The following is a 17,075-nucleotide window of genomic DNA, read 5'->3' as shown; positions in this document are numbered from 1 at the left end:
ATTCCCTTCAGGTTCCACAGTCAGGAAGCACATGAAGCTTATTGGATCATTGACCAGCCCCTACGTCCGCAAGGCGCGTATCGTACTGGCCGAGAAGAAGATCGACTACGATTTCGAGGTCGACTCTCCCTGGGCACCAGAAACCGAGGTGACCAACGTCAATCCGCTGGGCAAGATCCCGATTCTCGTTCTCGACGACAACACCGTCCTTTTCGATTCACGCGTCATTGTCGAGTACCTCGACAACGTTGCCCCCAACAACAAGTTGATGCCCGGTCCGAATCGCGAGCGAAGCGAAATCAAACGCTGGGAAGCTCTGGCGGACGGCGTATGCGACGCGGCTGCCCTGGTCTTTCTCGAGAAAAAGCGGCCGCCGATCCAGCAGAGCTCCGACTGGATCGCTCGGCAGGAAGACAAGATCATTCGTAGCCTTGAGTTCATGTCCGACGAGCTTGGTGAAAACGGCTGGTGCATGGGGACACATTTCTCGCTCGCCGATGTCACCGTTGGTTGCGCACTGGGCTACCTGAGGTTTCGCTTTCCCGAAATCGACTGGCAGAACAAGCACTCCAACCTCGCACGCCTGTACGACAAGCTGATGCGGCGTTCTGCTTTCGTGGAAACCGTCCCGCAGGCCTGAGCGCCAATTCCACACCGTTCTGCCTACCACCCTGTGCCCGATTTCCCACGCGAGCGGAGGGGGCCACACGCCTGAGGCGATAGAGCAAACCGCTCGGAAACGCCCGGCGAACCCTGATTCACCCGCCCTTGTGGCCCGCCATCGCCGGCGAGTCGGTCACCGAAGCGTCTTTGTCTTGACCACCGACGTCCACCGCATCGGACTTGTTGTCCTCCTGTAACAGAGACTCTTCTGCGCGCTTGTTCAGCACGATAATGCTGATTCGTCGATTGATCGAACTCAGGGGATCGTTCTTGTCGAACAGCACGGTGGAAGCCAGGCCAACGACACGCAACACCTTGTGCTCGTCCATGCCACCCGCAATCAACTCGCGCCGGGAAGCGTTCGCACGATTCGCCGAAAGCTCCCAGTTCGAGAAGCCCTTCTCGCCTCCCCCGTACTGTGCCGCATCGGTGTGGCCAGAGAGGCTCAATTTGTTGGGTACCGCATTCAGCGCCTTGCCGATCTCGCGCAGGATCACTCGCGCATGTGGCTTCAGCTCGGCGCTACTGGTATCAAACATCGGGCGGTTCTGCTCGTCGACAATCTGAATTCGCAGACCTTCGCTGGTGATGTCGATCAAGAGCTGACTCTTGAACTGCCGAAGCGCCGGATTGCTTTCGATGAGCTTCTCGATGCTCGCTTTGAGTTCGCCGAGCAGCGCCTTCTCACGTTCCTCAAACTCCTTGCGCATCTGCTCGGCATTGGTTTCCTTGAGGTTTACCGTCTTGCTCTTTGCCTCGATATCGCCACTCTTGACCTGGCCCGAACGGCGCGTCAAGTCTTTGCCGCCGCCCTTCAGTACGCTTGAGCTGTCGCCCGTTCCGGAACCTCCACTCGACGCGATCTTCAGCGGATTCTGAAAAAAATCCGCTATCCCTTTGAGATCACCACTGGACGTCGAACCGAGCAACCACATGAGAAGAAAAAAGGCCATCATTGCGGTCACGAAATCAGCATAGGCGATCTTCCACGCGCCACCGTGGTGAGCGCCGGCGACCTTCTTGATTCGTTTGATGACTATCGGCCGTACATCGTCCATCACTCACTCCTGCTCAAGCAGCAACACGCTTCACTTGCCCTTGCGCGCCTTGAGTTCGTCCTCAAGTTCGCGGAATGTCGGACGAAGCCCGGAAACGAGTGTCTTGCGCCCAAACTCGACCGCCACCTGCGGCGCGTAGCCCGACATCGAGGCCAGCAAGACCACCTTGATCACCTGAAAGATCTTGGCTCCATCCTGCGCCTTCTGTTCCAGGAGACTGGCCACCGGTGAGACGAAGCCATAAGCAATCAGAATACCGAGGAAAGTACCTACGAGCGCCCCGCCAATCATCTTTCCGAGCACCGCTGGCGGTTCGCCGACCGACCCCATGACGTTGACCACGCCCATCACCGCTACGATGATACCGAAAGCCGGAACGGCATCCGCCACTTTGGAAACCACATGGCCGGGCGTTTCCACTTCGTGATGATGCGTTTCGATTTCGATATCCATCAGGTTCTCGATTTCGATCGCATTGAGATTGCCGCCAACCATCATGCGTAGGTAGTCGGTGATGAACTCCATCACGTGATGGTCGCTCGCGAGCGACGGGTACTTGCTGAATATCGGGCTATCGTGCGGGTTTTCGACATCGTTCTCGATCGACATCAGCCCTTCCTTGCGCACCTTGGCGAGAATCTCAAAAAGCATCGCCAACAGATCGACATAGAGCGCCTTGGTAAACTTCGATCCCTTGAAAATCCCCGGCAACGCACCCACCGTCGTTTTGATGACCTTGATATCGTTCGACGCGACAAAGCCACCAATCGTCAGGCCAACGATGGCGATGTATTCGAGAGGCACCCAAAGCGCCGCCAGGCTGCCGTGCACCGAGTAAGTCCCCAGGGCCGCCGCCAGAATAACCACGTAGCCTACGATCAGAAACATCCACTTCCCCTTGTCACTGCGTGCGCTGAAAAAAGCACTCGCCGAAGATCAACATTGTAGCGAGATTGGGCAACTCAGGCAGCGTACCAGGCGTCTAGTGGGCGACGACACAAGGGCTGGTTTCTTCGCGGCGCAATCATGGATAAACTAGCCGCACACGATCAAGCAAGGTGCAAGGGAGTTTCGCCAATGAAGTTCTGCAGTCACTGTGGCGCGGCGCTCAGCGTGCTGATTCCCGACGGAGACAACCTGCCTCGCCACGTGTGCGGCAAGTGTGGCGCAATCCATTACCTGAACCCCAAGCTCGTCGTCGGCTGCATTGCCGAATGGCACGATCAGATCCTGCTCTGCCGGCGGTCGATCGAGCCACGATATGGCCTGTGGACACTGCCCGCCGGTTTCATGGAGAACGGTGAGTCGACGGCCGCCGCCGCTCGGCGAGAGACTCTTGAAGAAGCGTGCGCTCAGGTCGAGATCCGCCAGCCCTTCGCCATGCTCAGCGTGCCGCACATCAACCAGGTACACCTGTTCTACCGCGCCAGACTGCGCCATAAAGACTTCGCCGCCGGTCTCGAAACCCTGGAAACGGCGCTTTTTGAGGAAGAAGCGATCCCGTGGCAAAATCTGGCCTTCCAGACCGTCACCCGCTGCCTGCAAGCCTACTTCGCCGACCGCAAGGCCGGGCGCTTCACCTTTCACGAAGACGAACTCTGGCCCCCGGGTGGTCTAGTCGCCGGGATCAAGTGAGAACTCGATCGGCAACAGCAGCCGAAAGCTTCTGCCTCGCATGCTTTCGGGAAGCACCGTAGAAGCGCTTGCCTGTTCGATCATCGACAGCGCTTGCCTATCGAGTACACTCCGCCCACTGGAACGCGCCACCGACAGCGCAGGAACATACTCCCCAACACTCATGCTGAGTTCAACCTCGACCCTACCTTGCCAGCCATTCTCCCGTGCCAGCGGCGGGTAGCGTTTGAAGCGGCGGGCGGCGACCGCCAGGGCGACGCGATACTGGCGCAGATCGTCGGGGTTGACCTCGGCACGCGCTACCGCCTGGCCACCGAGCGCGGGAGTGACGGCAGACAGCGGTGCTTGCCCAGCAACGGCTGTCGCCGAGGCAGCAGGCTTTGGCTGGCGAAGCGATTTCCCGCCGCCTGGCGAGTGCACCGGCGCCTTGGCACGCGCGGCCATGGGAGAAGGCGCCGGTGTGACGCCAATCGGCACCGGCTGCGGCGTCTCGCCGGCAATCGCCCGATCGCGAACCTTGATTGACGCCTGGATACCGCTCCCCGCTGCGGCAAAGCGCAACGGCAATACCGTGGGCAAGCCCACGAGGAGCGCGACATGCGCCAGCAAGGACACGCCCAGCGCCAGCCACAGGCGGCGCATCGGCTGACCAAGCATGGCTCTTCGTGCCGCCGTCCTGCTACCGCCATCAAGTGCCGGTCACCGGCAGCGGAAGGCCAGCCTACTTTCTGGCTTGCGCCTCGTCCTCACGCATTTTCTTGCTGTAAAACGACGAAAACCAGAACGCCATGCCGATCACGAAAACGATCACGAACAGGCTGAACAGCCCGTAGTCACTCGAAAACAACAGATCCCAAGCCATCTCCTATCTCCCGTTAGTACGCCAATCGACCTCGGACTTCACCCTGGCTGACGCCGTCCACTGCAGTCCCGACTGTCCATGCCTGACCCAATCCCCTAACAGACGCCATTGGCGTTTGTCGTCCTCGACACTGATGTGCCAGCGACCATCAGGCAAGGGGGACAACGCACCAGTGTAGAGGCCAGCGCCTTCCGCTTGCAGCATGACGCTTTGGTCAAGACCCGAACGCGTCGGATGCGTGATGCGCAAGGCAAGCGCGTCCGGCAAAGCCACTCCTTCTCGAGCGCGTAGCAAGGCCCTGATTCGTTGGCCATCGCCACTCAGAACGAACTCGACCGCCACACCCAACTCGCCGGCACGGCGATCGCGTTCAGTGCGCTGATTCACCGTCAGTCCCTGCTTGTAATAGTCGTCCTCCACCAGCCCGTCGTTGCTGACCACCGCCAAATAGGTGGTGATCACCCCGGCGACGATCACTACCAATGGGCCGAGCATCAGCAACCACGGCCAAGGTTCGCGGTACCAGGGTTGGACGTCAGCCTTCGGTTTGCCACTCATGGCAGGAAAAAACTCGCTTTTTCGCGCACAGCGATGGTCTCGCGATCATCCGCTCGGATGTCGAAGAAGATCGGGTTCGATCCTTTCTTGCCCGTTCCCGGTTCGACACGTGCTGAAAGCGCGACGGTGGTCGATGAGGCGGCGGAAACCTCGACCGTACGCTGGCCAACGATGTCTATGCCGTCGATACCGCTCACCGCGATCGAATAGCGGTGCGTCGAATCGTCGATGTTCGAGATGACCAGGCGGAACACGTTCTCTATCCTTCCATCGTCGGCCTCTCGCGATAGGGTCGAACGGTCACGCAGGACATCGACCTTGAGCGGCACACGATGCGCGAGACTCCAGGCTGTCGCCAGGATGATCGCCAGGAGAATGCTGGTGTACAGAAGTGTCCTGAAGCGCAACAGGTGCGCAAACATCTCGCGTGACGTGTAGTGCTTCTCCAGCGCGTTCTCGGTCGAGTAGCGAATCAGACCACGCGGCGAACCGACCTTATCCATCACCTGATCGCAGGCGTCGATACACGCCGCACAGGCAATACACTCGAGTTGCAGACCGTTACGGATATCAATTCCCGTCGGGCAGACCTGAACACAGATGCTGCAATCGACACAATCACCCACAGGCTGGGCTTTCGCGCCGACACCTTTCCTGCGTGAACCGCGCGGCTCGCCTCGCTCCGGGTCGTAGCTGATGATCAGGGTGTCCGGGTCGAACATCACCCCCTGAAAGCGGGCATAGGGACACATGTACTTGCACACCTGTTCGCGCATGAAGCCGGCCATCAGGTAGAGAAAGCCAGCGTAGAAGAAAATCCAGAAAGCCTCCCAAGGTCCCAGATTGAAAGCGGCGAACTCGCCGAGGAGTTCCTTGATCGGGGTGAAATACCCGACAAAGGTAATGCCCGTCCAAAGGGCGATCAGCAGCCAGAGTGAATGCTTAAGGAGCTTGAGTCGAAACTTTCGCGCGTTCATCGGTTGTGCGTCAAGCTTGATGCGCGCCGGGCGTTCGCCCTCGATCTTACGTTCGATCCACATCAGGATCTCGGTGTAAACCGTCTGCGGACAGGCATAGCCGCAGAACAGGCGGCCGCCGACGGCCGTGACGAGAAACAGGCCATAGGCGGAGATCACGAGCAGTACGGCCAGGTAAATTACGTCCTGTGGCCAGAAAACGAGGCCAAAAATGTAGAACTTACGTTCAACGAGATGAAAGAGGACTGCCTGCCGACCACCCCAGTCGATCCAGCACAACCCGTAAAACAAGGCCTGGGTAAGAAGAACCATCGCCCAGCGCCAATTGTTGAAGACCCCTGTGACGCTGCGGGCGTAGACGGTCTTGTGCTTCTCGTACAAACCGTCGACCTTGATGGGAATTGTCTTGGCCTTGCTGCCGGCCGCTTGGTCCATGATCTCAGCTCCGATCCATTTCAGAATTACACCAAACTCTAATACTACCTCTTGGCGCGATTATGATCTTGATATGAATCAGCCACGGAGCAATTGCCACACCGCCTTGCCACCCTAGAGGCTATACCGAAAGTACGCTGAACAAAAAAAACGGAGCGGTTTGGGGTGTCCCCCGCCGCTCCGTCGATCCCGCTCCCGCCTACTTGCCGCCGCTCAGACTAAGGACGTAGGCGGACAAAACATGCACCTTGCCCTCACCGAGAAAATCTTTCCACGCTGGCATCTGGTTCGTACGCCCTTTGGTAATCGTCTCGATAATCGTTGCTTCCGAACTACCGTAAAGCCAGATCTTGTCAGTCAGGTTGGGTGCTCCCACGGCGTGCATGCCTTTGCCGTCCGGACCGTGGCAGCCAGAGCATCCCACCGTACCGAAAGCCTCCTGCCCCTTGGTGACGCGCACCGAATCCGCCGGCAGGCCCGACAGCGAACGTACGTAGTGGGCGAGATCTTTCACCGTTTCGGCACCGAGCTGGGCGTGCGGCGGCATGACGCCCATCCGGCCATTGCTGATCGTTTCGACGATCGCCGCCGGCTCGCCACCCCACTGCCAGTCGTTGTCGGCCAGATTCGGAAAGCCCTTCGAACCGCGCCCATCGGCGCCGTGACATTGCATGCAGTAGGTCAGGTAGAGTCTCTTGCCGGTCTCTACTCCTTCCTTGTCGGCGGCCAGCGCCGGCAAATCCATCTTCATGTACTTGTCGTAGAGCGGTTTGGTCTGTTCCTCGGCCTTAGCGACTTCCTTGGCAAGTTGCCCGCTGGAAGACCAGCCCAAGACACCCTGGTAACTGCCGAGCGTCGGATAGAGGGCACAGTAAACCAACGAGAAGATGACCGTAAGATAGAACAGCCACATCCACCACTTCGGCAGCGGGTTGTTGTATTCCTCGAGCGTTTCGTCCCAAACGTGCCCGGTGGTATCGACCTCGGCAGGTGGCGGAGTACTTTGCGACCATAGCATCACGCCACAGGCAACGATGCTGAGCAGCACCAAAAGGATTACGTACCAGTTCCAGAACTGATTCACAAAGTCGTTCATCATGCTTTCCTTTGTCCGTTGCGATCCAGGCCGAGTTCGGCCCGGTCCGCGGCCTCATCCAAGAACGGCAGCTGGGCCGCCTCTTCGAAGCGCTGCTTGTTGCCTTTCACACCGTAGGCCCACCAAACCACACCCAGGAAGGTCAACAGTGAAACGACTGTTACGATCGAGCGCAGATCGTTGATGTCCATGCGCGCGCCTACTTCACGTTCTTCATTTCGAGGCCCATACCCTGCAGGTAGGCCACCAGGGCGTCGAGTTCGCTCTTGCCCTCGAGCTGCTTCCTGGCTCCGGCGATCTCCTCGTCGGAATAGGGAACACCGACCGCACGTAGGGCACGCATCTTGCCCTCGATACTGTTTGCGTCAGCCGGCGCCTTCTCAAGGAAAGCGAACGCGGGCATATTGGATTCCGGAACGACGTCACGCGGGTTGATCAGGTGGGCGCGGTGCCATTCATCGGAGTACCGGCCGCCGACTCGGTGTAAATCGGGACCCGTACGCTTCGAACCCCACTGGAACGGATGATCGTAGACGAACTCGCCGGCCACCGAATAGTGCCCGTAGCGCTCGGTTTCAGCGCGGAAGGGACGAATCATCTGCGAGTGGCAAAGGAAGCAGCCTTCGCGGATATAGACGTCACGCCCCGTCAAGCGGACCGGGTCATAGGGCTTGAGCCCGGTCACCGGCTCGGTGGTCGATTTCTGGAAAAAAAGCGGCACGATTTCGACCAGGCCACCGACGCTGACGACGAGAAGGACCAGAAGCACCATCAACGCGACATTGCGTTCGATTGCATCTTGCGTAAGTTTCATTTCGATTCCCTCTCAGGCGTGATGAGCGGCGGGTTGCAGGACGAGCGCATCATCGACTGTCCGGCCACCGGCGATCGTCTTGACCATGTTGTAGGCCATGATCAACATGCCGACCAGGAAGAGAAGGCCCCCGAGAAAACGGATCGCCCAGAACGGATACGAAGCCTTGACCGATTCGACGAAGCTGTAGGTCAGTGTGCCGTCGATGTTGACCGCCCGCCACATCAGTCCCTGCATGACGCCAGCAATCCACATCGAGGCGATGTACAGCACGACGCCGATCGTCGCAACCCAGAAGTGCACGGTGATCAACTTGACGCTGAACATCTCGGGCTTGCCAAACAGACGCGGCAGGAGATAGTAAATGGCGCCGATGGAAACCATCGCCACCCAACCCAAGGCGCCCGAATGCACGTGACCGACCGTCCAGTCGGTGTAATGCGACAAGGCGTTGACGGTCTTGATGGCCATCATCGGGCCTTCGAAGGTCGACATGCCGTAGAACGACAGCGACGTGATCAGGAACTTGAGAATTGGATCGTCACGCAGCTTGTGCCAAGCGCCCGACAGAGTCATTACGCCGTTGATCATGCCGCCCCATGAAGGTGCGAGCAGAATCAGCGAGAACAGCATGCCGACGGACTGGGTCCAGTCAGGCAGCGCGGTGTAGTGCAGGTGGTGCGGACCGGCCCACATGTAGGTGAAGATCAGCGCCCAGAAGTGAACCACCGACAAGCGATACGAATACACCGGCCGCCCGGCCTGCTTCGGGACGAAGTAGTACATCATGCCGAGAAAGCCGGCGGTGAGGAAAAAGCCGACCGCATTATGGCCATACCACCACTGAACCATCGCATCCTGTACCCCGGCGTAGGCCGAGTAAGACTTGGTCAGCGAAACCGGGATGGCGGCACTATTGACGACATGCAGCAGAGCCACGGCCAGAATGAAGCCGCCGTAAAACCAGTTGGCGACGTAGATATGGCTGACCTTGCGTTTGGCAATGGTGCCGAAAAAAACGACGGCGTAGGCAACCCAGACCAGAGTGATCAGGATGTCGATCGGCCACTCGAGTTCGGCATACTCTTTGCCGGACGTGATACCCAACGGCAACGTCACGGCGGCCAGAACGATAATCAACTGCCAACCCCAGAAAGTGAAAGCCGCCAGGCCGTCCGAGAAGATCCGTGTGTGACAGGTGCGCTGGACAACATAGTAAGAGGTCGCAAAGAGCGCGCTGCCACCGAAGGCAAAAATCACCGCATTGGTATGAAGTGGGCGTAGTCGACCGAAATGCAGCCAACCCAAATTCAGCTCGGGCCAGACCAGTTGGGCAGCGATGATGACGCCGACCAGCATTCCGACAATTCCCCAGATGACGGTCATCACGGCGAACTGCCGCACGACTTTGTAGTTGTATGTTGACTGAGTTACCGACATGGACTCACCTCTTTCTCGACCAATTAACCGGCTTTCACCGCCCCAAATGCCCTTATCCTGAGCACTGACTTTAGAGATGCTATTCTACCCTTCAGGAAGCCAATTTGACACAGATCAAGCGACCCGACCGCAAGGCAAGGGTTACGGGCAGGCAAAAAAAGGGGTGCGTCGAAACGCACCCGAACCCCAACAGAGAAAGACCTCTACCACCCCAGCGACCAAAAGCGGAACAACGACGCTGACAATGGGGCGGATTATCCCGACCCAAGCGGCGACAGGTCTTGACCTAGGTCAAGAGATGCTCCGATTGCTGTCGGCGGCCGCCTTCAGTCTGCTTCGCGCCGCGTATCGAACGACTGGGCCGGCGGATCCGTCGACGATTCCGTTGGCGGTCGATCGTCGTCCATCAGGATGCGGTAGGCTGGCCCTTCCAGGTCGTCGAACTGACCGCTACGCAAGGACCACCAGAACGCGATACCGATCAGAAAGACGAGGAGCACCGAAATGGGTATCAACAGGTACAGTGTTTCCATCAGCAATCGATTCTGCGGCCACCGATCTTCTGCAAGCGTAGCGAATTCGCCACCACCAGCAGGGAACTCGCAGACATACCTATGCCTGCCATCCATGGCGTGATGAAGCCGGTCATCGCGAGCGGCAGTGCTACCAGATTGTAAACGAACGACCAGATCAGATTCTGCCGGAGGATCCGCAGCGCCCGGCGAGCCAGGAGCAAACCTCGGCGCAGGTGATCGAGGTTTTCGGAAAGCAGCACCAGGTCGGCCTGCGTACGCGCCAACTGTGAGCCGCTGCCCATGGCCACCGACACCTGCGCCTGTGCCAGCACCGGCGCGTCATTCACGCCGTCACCGATCATCGCCACGATGGCGCCGTTTGCCTGCAAGCGGCGGACGTAGTCCTGCTTGGCCTGTGGCGACGCCTCCGCCTGCAGCTCGTCTATCCTCAGCGCCAGCGCTACGCGGCGGGCAGCCGGCGCTGCGTCGCCAGTCAGCAAGGCCACCCGCAGACCAGCTTGCCGTAAAGCCGCGACCATGCCCGCCGCTTCCGGCCGCAATTCGTCACCCAAGCGAAAGAGCGCCATCCACCCCGCCTCGTCACCCAGAGCGATCACTGTGTCGCCCAGTCCGAGCATGATCTGTGCGGCCTCCGGCAGGGGTTCGTCGTGCAAGGCACCGACGTAATCCGTCCGGCCAAGGCGAAGGTGGCGACCGTCATGGATGGCGCTGATCCCGCAACCGGGCTCGTTGATCAGCGAATCGAGCTTCGGCAAGTCACGCCCCAGGCTTGCCTCCCGCAGCGCGGCGCCTATCGGATGCTCCGACGCCTGCTCGAGAGCGGCCGCCAGCGCCAGGCTAGCCTCCCGGTCGAGCTTGCCAAGCGTCAGGACGGACAGCAATCGCATGCGGCCGCTGGTCAGCGTGCCGGTCTTGTCGAAGACGAAATGATTGGCGCGCGCCAGCGTCTCGACGGCATGACTGCGTGTCACTAGCAAGCCGCTCCTCGCCATCGCACCCGTGGCGACCGTTAGCGCTACCGGGGTGGCGAGCGACAGCGCGCAGGGACAGGTCACGACGAGAACGGAAACGGTTACCCACAGCGCCTGTGCCGGATCGACGTACGACCAGACAATCGCCACGACGGTCGCGAGGACCAGCAAGCTGACGATGAAACGACCGGCAATCCGGTCGGCGAGCTCGACGATCCGGGGCTTCTCGGTCGCCGCGCGCTCCATCAGACGAACGATGGCCGACAGACGCGTCGCCTCGCCGACCTGCGTGACTTCGACCAGCAAAGGGCTTTCGATGTTGAGCGCACCACCGGTCACGGCGTCCCCCGGACGCTTGCGGACTGGTACGCTTTCGCCGGTCAGCAGCGCTTCGTCGGCGCGGCTCTCGCCTTCGAGCACCTGCCCGTCGGCCGGAATCGTCTCGCCGGGCCGCACCAGAACGATGTCCCCCGGCTGCAAATCGGCCGCCACGACCTGCTCGCCCTCGCGTCGCGCGGGAAAGCCCGGCAGGCGCGTCGCCATGTTCGGCCTCAGCTTGGCCAAGGACTCGGTAACGCTGACCGCGCGCTGACGAGCGGTCATTTCCAAAAAACGCCCGCTGAGCAAGAAGAAGATGAACATCGTCACGGAGTCGAAATAGACCTCCCCGCTGGCGGTCAGCGTCGCCCATACGCTGGCGGCAAAGGCGGCACCGATTCCCAGAGCAACGGGGACGTCCATGCCCACACGGTGCAGCCGAAGATCGCGCCAGGCATTGCCGAAAAAGGGCGCCGCTGAATAGCCGATAACCGGCAGCGTCAGCGCCAGGCTCGCCCAGCGCATCAGTTGCTCGACCTCCCGCGTCATCTCACCGTCACCGGCCAGATACACCGGAACGGCGTACATCATGACCTGCATCATGCCGAAACCAGCGACGAATACCCGCCATAACGCCTTGCGTCGCTCCGTGCGCGCCAGTTCCTCGCTTCTTGCCGCATCGTAGGGGTAGGCGCGGTAGCCGATCGCGGCGATCGCCGCCAGGATCGCTGACAGCTTGATGCGCTGCTCGTCCCAGCGCACCCGGGCACGCCGCGTCGCGTAGTTGATATCGACCGCGGTGACGCCGACGAGTTGAGAAAGATGCTGCTCATTAAGCCAGATGCAGGCCGAGCAGGTAATTCCTTCGAGAATCAGCGCCGCCTCACGCTCGCCGCTACCGTCCGCGACGAGACGCACGAAACTCTTCTGGAAATCGGCGTGATCATAGAGTTGCAGGCGGTCGACGATCGCCGGCAGCGCCTCACGCGGCGCATCGGGCAAGGCGTCACGGTGCCGATAGTAGTCCGCCAGCCCGTTCGCCACGATCGCCTGGGCGACTGCCTGACAACCGCCGCAGCACACCAGGCGCTGCTCACCGTCGATGTTGACGGCAAGTTCGACGCCGCTTGGCACGGCCTGACCACAATGGTAACAATTGCCAATCGTCATGAATCGGCGAGCCGCCAAAGCGGCTCTGGGAACGCCGTTTGCCCACTGGCGGAAAAGCGCTTGGCAGAATGACCGAAACGCGGCATGGTTCTCATCGTCGGGAGCGTCCAGCTTCGCCGTTACCGTTGGCGGGACAACAAAAATACCGGCCGCCCGTGGTGCTGAAACACCCGGAGCAGCGCTGAGGCATCGTCTCGATACACGTCGGCGGCGTGTAAAGCCGGTTATAATCGCATGTTTTGTCCGTCGCCTCCAGCCTCCAATGCTTGTCTATCGTGGCTTCTCACAGGCAGCGCCCGGTGCCACCGTACTCACCATAGGAAATTTCGATGGCGTGCATCTCGGCCACCGCGCGCTGCTTGCCCGCCTGACGGCCGTGGCGGCGACGGCTGGCCTGCCGGCAGCCGTGCTGACTTTCGAGCCGCACCCACGGGAGTTCTTCGCGCCCGAATCGGCGCCTTCGCGCTTGTCCACACTGCGGGAAAAACTCGAACTGATCGCCGACGACGGGGTCGATCTGGCTTGCGTCTGCCACTTCAACGCGAGTTTTGCCGCCTTGAGCCCCGAGCAGTTCATCGAGCGTGTGCTGGTCAATTCCCTGCGCGTCAGGCATCTGATCGTCGGCGACGACTTTCGTTTCGGCGCCCGGCGATCCGGTGATTTCGCGCTGTTGCGCGAGGCCGGTGAGTACCATGGCTTTCAAGTGGAAGCCATGGCGAGCGTCACGCTGGACGGCGAGCGTGCTTCGAGTTCGGCGGTCCGCGATGCGCTCCAGGCAGGCCGGCTCGAACATGCCGCGCGTCTGCTCGGCCGGCCCTACTCGATCGACGGCCGCGTCGTCCATGGCGACAAATTCGGGCGGCAACTCGGGTTCGCCACGGCCAACATCCGCATCAAGCACGAGCGACCGCCGCTGCAGGGCGTGTTCGCCGTCGAAGTCAAGGGACTCCCCGGCGGACCCCTGCGCGGTGCCGCCAACCTGGGCTACCGGCCAACGGCCAACCAGGTCGTTCGCCCGTTGCTCGAGGTCCACCTGCTCGACTTCTGTGGCGACATCTATGGCGCTCATCTGAACGTCCGCTTCCTGCACAAGCTGCGTGACGAAGCAAAATTTCCCGATTTCGACGCACTGAAAGCGCAGATCGCGCGCGACGTCGAAGCGGCGAAAGCCTACTTCCAGTTGTGAGAACCCCTATGGCCGACTACAAGAAAACCCTCAACCTGACCGACACGCCCTTCCCGATGCGCGGCGACCTCGCCAAACGCGAGCCGCGCTGGGTCGCCGCCTGGCAGGAAAACCAAATCTATCAGAGCATCCGCCAAGCCTCGCAGGGGCGCCCGCGCTTCGTTCTGCACGACGGTCCGCCTTACGCCAACGGTGACATCCATATCGGGCACGCGGTCAACAAGATTCTCAAGGACATCATCGTCCGTTCGAAAACCCTGGCCGGCTTCGACGCACCCTACGTCCCGGGCTGGGACTGCCATGGCCTGCCGATCGAACACCAGATCGAGAAACTGCACGGCAAGCACCTGCCTGCCGTGCAAGTGCGCGAACTTTGCCGCGCCTTCGCTGGCGAGCAGATCGAACGTCAGAAGAAGGATTTCATCCGCCTCGGTGTGCTCGGCGATTGGGACCAGCCTTACCTGACGATGAACTTCAGGACCGAAGCCGACGAAATCCGTGCGCTCGGCCGGATCCTCGACAAAGGTTACCTCTACCAGGGCCTCAAACCGGTCAACTGGTGTCTCGATTGCCGTTCGGCGCTGGCCGAGGCGGAAGTCGAGTACGAAGACAAGACATCGGCCGCCATCGACGTCGCCTTCGAAGTCCACGCCAATCACGCCGACAAGGTGGCGCGGGCTTTCGGCCTGACCCACCTGCGTGGTCCGGCCTTCGCCCCGATCTGGACGACCACTCCCTGGACCTTGCCGGCCAACGAGGCGATCAGCGTCCACCCCGACTTCGACTACGACCTGATCGACACCGGCAAAGGAGCGCTGATCCTGGCGCGCGAGTTGGCCGGCGCCTGCCTGCAACGCTACTCGCTGACCGGGATGGTGCTCGGTTCGGCGAAAGGCACGGCGCTCGAACAGATCCTGCTCAAGCACCCTTTCCAGTCGCGCGACGTGGCGATCATTTGCGGCCGACACGTGACGCTCGAGGCGGGAACCGGACTGGTGCATACGGCGCCGGCGCACGGTACCGACGACTACCTGATCGGCAAAGCCTACGGACTTCCGGTCAACAACCCGGTCGCCGACGACGGCAACTTCGTCGCTGGCACGCCGGCCCTGAGCGTCGGCGAACTCACGGGAAGAAGCGTCTGGGACGCCAACCCCTTGGTCATCGAGGAGCTTGCGGCCAATGGACGCCTGCTGCATACGGAGCAGATCCAGCACAGCTACCCGCACTGCTGGCGGCACAAGACGCCAATCATCTTCCGGGCGACGACACAGTGGTTCGTCGGCATGGAGCACCGGCCGACTTCGCACGGCGAGTCGTCGTCACCTTGCGATGAGGAAGCTCCGACGCTGCGCTGGTGTGCCGAGCGGGCAGTCGACGAGACGCAGTTCTTCCCGACCTGGGGCCGCGCGCGTCTCGAAGCAATGATCAGGACGCGCCCGGACTGGTGCGTTTCCCGCCAGCGCAACTGGGGGGTTCCTCTGCCCTTCTTCCTGCATCGCGAAACGGGTGCCTTGCATCCGCGTACGGCGGAGTTGACCGAAGCCGTCGCGCAACGTGTCGAGAAGGCAGGCATCGAAGCCTGGTTCGCCCTCGAAGCGAGCGAACTGTTGGGCAGCGAAGCGGCGCTCTATCGCAAGATGAACGATACGCTCGATGTCTGGTTCGATTCCGGCGCCACGCACTCGAGCGTCCTGCGCGGCTCGCATGAGGCCGAACTGGCCTACCCGGCCGATCTCTACCTCGAAGGTTCCGACCAGCATCGCGGCTGGTTTCAGAGTTCTCTGCTGATCGGCTGCGCGATGGATGGCCGCGCGCCGTACCAGGCTTTGCTGACGCACGGCTTTGTGGTCGACGGCAAGGGCCTCAAGATGTCGAAATCGAAGGGCAACGTGATCGCCCCACAAAAGATCGTCGACACGCTCGGCGCCGACATTCTGCGTCTCTGGGTCGCCGCCACCGACTACTCGGGCGAATTGTCGATCTCCGACGAGATTCTCAAACGCGTCGTCGAAGCCTATCGACGCATCCGCAACACGCTGCGCTTTCTGCTCGCCAACACCTCCGACTTCGACCCCGCGCGGCACATGCTGGCGATCGAAGAGTGGCTGGAAATCGACCGCTACGCGCTGGCCATGACGCGGCAGCTGCAAGCGCAGTGCACGGCCGATTACGAAAAGTTCGAATTCCACCGCGTCGTCCAGTCGCTGCAAACTTTCTGTTCGGAAGACCTTGGCGGCTTCTATCTCGACATCCTCAAGGACCGGCTCTACACCACGGCCGCCGGGTCCGCGGCGCGCCGTTCGGCGCAATGTGCCCTGTGGCACATCCTGCAATGCTTCGTCAAGCTGATGGCGCCGGTTCTTTCGTTCACCGCCGAAGAGATCTGGCAGCTCGCGGGCGGCGGCCAGGCGCCGTCGATCATGCTGCAGACCTGGCAGCCGTTGCCGGCGCCAGCCAACGAAGGCGACTTACTCGACAAATGGGGCAAGATCCGCGGCTATCGCGCGGAGGTTCTGCGCGCGCTCGAAGATCTTCGCATCGACGGCAAGATCGGTTCGTCGCTGCAGGCCGAAGTCCGCCTGCATTGCCACGGCGAAAAATACGCGATTCTGGCTTCGCTCCGTGACGACCTGCGCTTCGTCCTCATTTGCTCGCAGACCGCGGTGATCGACGACGCCACCGAGCAATTGTTCTGCGCACCGCTGCCGCACGCCAAGTGCGAGCGCTGCTGGCACGTGCGCGACGATGTCGGGCGACAGCCCGAGCACCCCGGACTGTGCGGGCGCTGCGTGAGCAACCTTTACGGCGAAGGTGAAGCGCGTGCCTGCGCGTAAGATCGACCGCTGGCTGTGGCTGGCTGGCGTCATCATCGTCCTCGACCAGATCAGCAAGTGGCTGGCGCTCGCCTGGCTGCAGCCCGGTGACAGCATCTACGTCGCCCCCTTCTTCAACTGGGTTCTGACCTTCAACCCCGGCGCCGCGTTCAGCTTTCTCTCCGACGCCGGTGGCTGGCAGCGCTGGTTTTTCACTGCCCTGGCGCTCGGCGTCTCGGCCTGGATCGTCACCCTCCTGCCACGGCACAGCAGCGAGTTCCGCCTGTCGCTGGCGCTGACGCTGATCCTCGGCGGCGCGCTTGGCAACGTCGTCGACCGCTTGCGCTTCGGCGCCGTGGTGGACTTCATCCAGTGGCATGCCGCGGGATTCTATTGGCCAGCCTTCAACCTCGCCGACTCGGCAATCAGCGTCGGAGCCGTCCTGATGGCCTGGGACCAGTTCGCCGCCAAACCCGCGCGGCATGACGAACGCCAGGCTGGCCGGGACGAGCAGCCGTGAGAGGCCAGCCGATCGTTCCG

The 17,075-nt window shown here is 61.1% G+C and carries 17 protein-coding genes; 5 read left to right on the top strand and 12 right to left on the bottom strand.

Annotated features, from left to right (window positions below):
* Positions 1-31: 31 nt before the first annotated feature.
* A complete protein-coding gene (locus Q1M07_RS09560) occupies positions 32-640 on the top strand; it encodes a glutathione S-transferase (RefSeq protein WP_300453351.1) in 609 nt (202 codons plus the stop codon).
* A 118-nt stretch (positions 641-758) separates the two neighbouring features.
* Here Q1M07_RS09560 and motB read toward each other — a convergent pair whose 3' ends face one another.
* Together motB and motA are read right to left on the bottom strand one after the other, a co-directional pair.
* Positions 759-1,724 carry a flagellar motor protein MotB gene (motB, locus tag Q1M07_RS09555; protein WP_300453349.1) on the bottom strand — a complete coding sequence of 322 codons (966 nt, stop codon included), beginning with the start codon at positions 1,722-1,724 and terminating at the stop codon, positions 759-761.
* A gap of 27 nt (positions 1,725-1,751) precedes the next feature.
* A complete protein-coding gene (gene motA, locus Q1M07_RS09550; RefSeq protein WP_300453347.1) occupies positions 1,752-2,609 on the bottom strand; it encodes a flagellar motor stator protein MotA in 858 nt (285 codons plus the stop codon).
* Positions 2,610-2,798: 189 nt separating this feature from the next.
* On the opposite strand from motA, the gene Q1M07_RS09545 reads away from it, so the two are divergent.
* Entirely contained in the window at positions 2,799-3,356 is a 558-nt protein-coding gene (locus tag Q1M07_RS09545) for an NUDIX hydrolase (RefSeq protein WP_300453345.1), read from the top strand.
* Here Q1M07_RS09545 and Q1M07_RS09540 read toward each other — a convergent pair.
* From Q1M07_RS09540 to Q1M07_RS09495, 10 genes are all read right to left on the bottom strand, one after another.
* A complete protein-coding gene (locus tag Q1M07_RS09540) occupies positions 3,336-4,013 on the bottom strand; it encodes a TonB family protein (protein ID WP_300453343.1) in 678 nt (225 codons plus the stop codon). The two genes, Q1M07_RS09545 and Q1M07_RS09540, sit on opposite strands and share 21 nt — an antisense overlap.
* 64 nt (positions 4,014-4,077) lie before the next feature.
* A complete protein-coding gene (locus Q1M07_RS09535) occupies positions 4,078-4,218 on the bottom strand; it encodes a DUF3149 domain-containing protein (RefSeq protein ID WP_300453341.1) in 141 nt (46 codons plus the stop codon).
* A 3-nt stretch (positions 4,219-4,221) separates the two neighbouring features.
* Positions 4,222-4,776 carry a FixH family protein gene (locus tag Q1M07_RS09530; RefSeq protein ID WP_300453339.1) on the bottom strand — a complete coding sequence of 185 codons (555 nt, stop codon included), beginning with the start codon at positions 4,774-4,776 and terminating at the stop codon, positions 4,222-4,224.
* Positions 4,773-6,188, bottom strand: a complete 1,416-nt coding sequence (gene ccoG, locus Q1M07_RS09525; RefSeq protein WP_300453337.1) for a cytochrome c oxidase accessory protein CcoG — start codon at positions 6,186-6,188, stop codon at positions 4,773-4,775. Before ccoG ends, Q1M07_RS09530 begins: the two co-directional genes overlap by 4 nt.
* Positions 6,189-6,387: 199 nt before the next feature.
* Positions 6,388-7,284, bottom strand: coding sequence for a cytochrome-c oxidase, cbb3-type subunit III (ccoP, locus tag Q1M07_RS09520; RefSeq protein WP_300453336.1), 897 nt, complete (start codon positions 7,282-7,284; stop codon positions 6,388-6,390).
* Positions 7,284-7,475 (bottom strand): cbb3-type cytochrome c oxidase subunit 3, encoded by a 192-nt coding sequence (locus Q1M07_RS09515; RefSeq protein WP_300453335.1) that lies wholly within the window; start codon positions 7,473-7,475, stop codon positions 7,284-7,286. The genes ccoP and Q1M07_RS09515 overlap by 1 nt, the downstream gene beginning before the upstream one ends.
* 8 nt (positions 7,476-7,483) lie before the next feature.
* Positions 7,484-8,098 carry a cytochrome-c oxidase, cbb3-type subunit II gene (gene ccoO / locus Q1M07_RS09510; RefSeq protein ID WP_300453333.1) on the bottom strand — a complete coding sequence of 205 codons (615 nt, stop codon included), beginning with the start codon at positions 8,096-8,098 and terminating at the stop codon, positions 7,484-7,486.
* 12 nt (positions 8,099-8,110) lie between these two features.
* A complete protein-coding gene (gene ccoN, locus Q1M07_RS09505; protein ID WP_300453330.1) occupies positions 8,111-9,538 on the bottom strand; it encodes a cytochrome-c oxidase, cbb3-type subunit I in 1,428 nt (475 codons plus the stop codon).
* 326 nt (positions 9,539-9,864) lie between these two features.
* Complete coding sequence (gene ccoS / locus Q1M07_RS09500; protein ID WP_300453328.1) at positions 9,865-10,071, bottom strand: cbb3-type cytochrome oxidase assembly protein CcoS; 207 nt, start codon at positions 10,069-10,071, stop codon at positions 9,865-9,867.
* Positions 10,071-12,533 carry a heavy metal translocating P-type ATPase gene (locus Q1M07_RS09495; protein ID WP_300453326.1) on the bottom strand — a complete coding sequence of 821 codons (2,463 nt, stop codon included), beginning with the start codon at positions 12,531-12,533 and terminating at the stop codon, positions 10,071-10,073. The genes ccoS and Q1M07_RS09495 overlap by 1 nt, the downstream gene beginning before the upstream one ends.
* Positions 12,534-12,795: 262 nt before the next feature.
* On the opposite strand from Q1M07_RS09495, the gene Q1M07_RS09490 reads away from it, so the two are divergent.
* Genes Q1M07_RS09490 through lspA form a run of 3 tightly spaced genes read left to right on the top strand, consistent with a single transcriptional unit; the run spans position 12,796 to position 17,055 of the window.
* Positions 12,796-13,719 (top strand): bifunctional riboflavin kinase/FAD synthetase, encoded by a 924-nt coding sequence (locus Q1M07_RS09490; RefSeq protein WP_300453324.1) that lies wholly within the window; start codon positions 12,796-12,798, stop codon positions 13,717-13,719.
* An 8-nt stretch (positions 13,720-13,727) separates the two neighbouring features.
* Positions 13,728-16,556, top strand: coding sequence for an isoleucine--tRNA ligase (gene ileS / locus Q1M07_RS09485; RefSeq protein ID WP_300453322.1), 2,829 nt, complete (start codon positions 13,728-13,730; stop codon positions 16,554-16,556).
* Entirely contained in the window at positions 16,543-17,055 is a 513-nt protein-coding gene (gene lspA / locus Q1M07_RS09480) for a signal peptidase II (protein ID WP_300453320.1), read from the top strand. Before ileS ends, lspA begins: the two co-directional genes overlap by 14 nt.
* Positions 17,056-17,075: the final 20 nt, after the last annotated feature.

Source organism: Accumulibacter sp., assembly GCF_029255285.1.
Classification (GTDB): domain Bacteria; phylum Pseudomonadota; class Gammaproteobacteria; order Burkholderiales; family Rhodocyclaceae; genus Accumulibacter.
The sequence above is the reverse complement of the archived record's forward strand: the minus strand, read 5'-3'. Positions and strand labels throughout refer to the sequence as shown.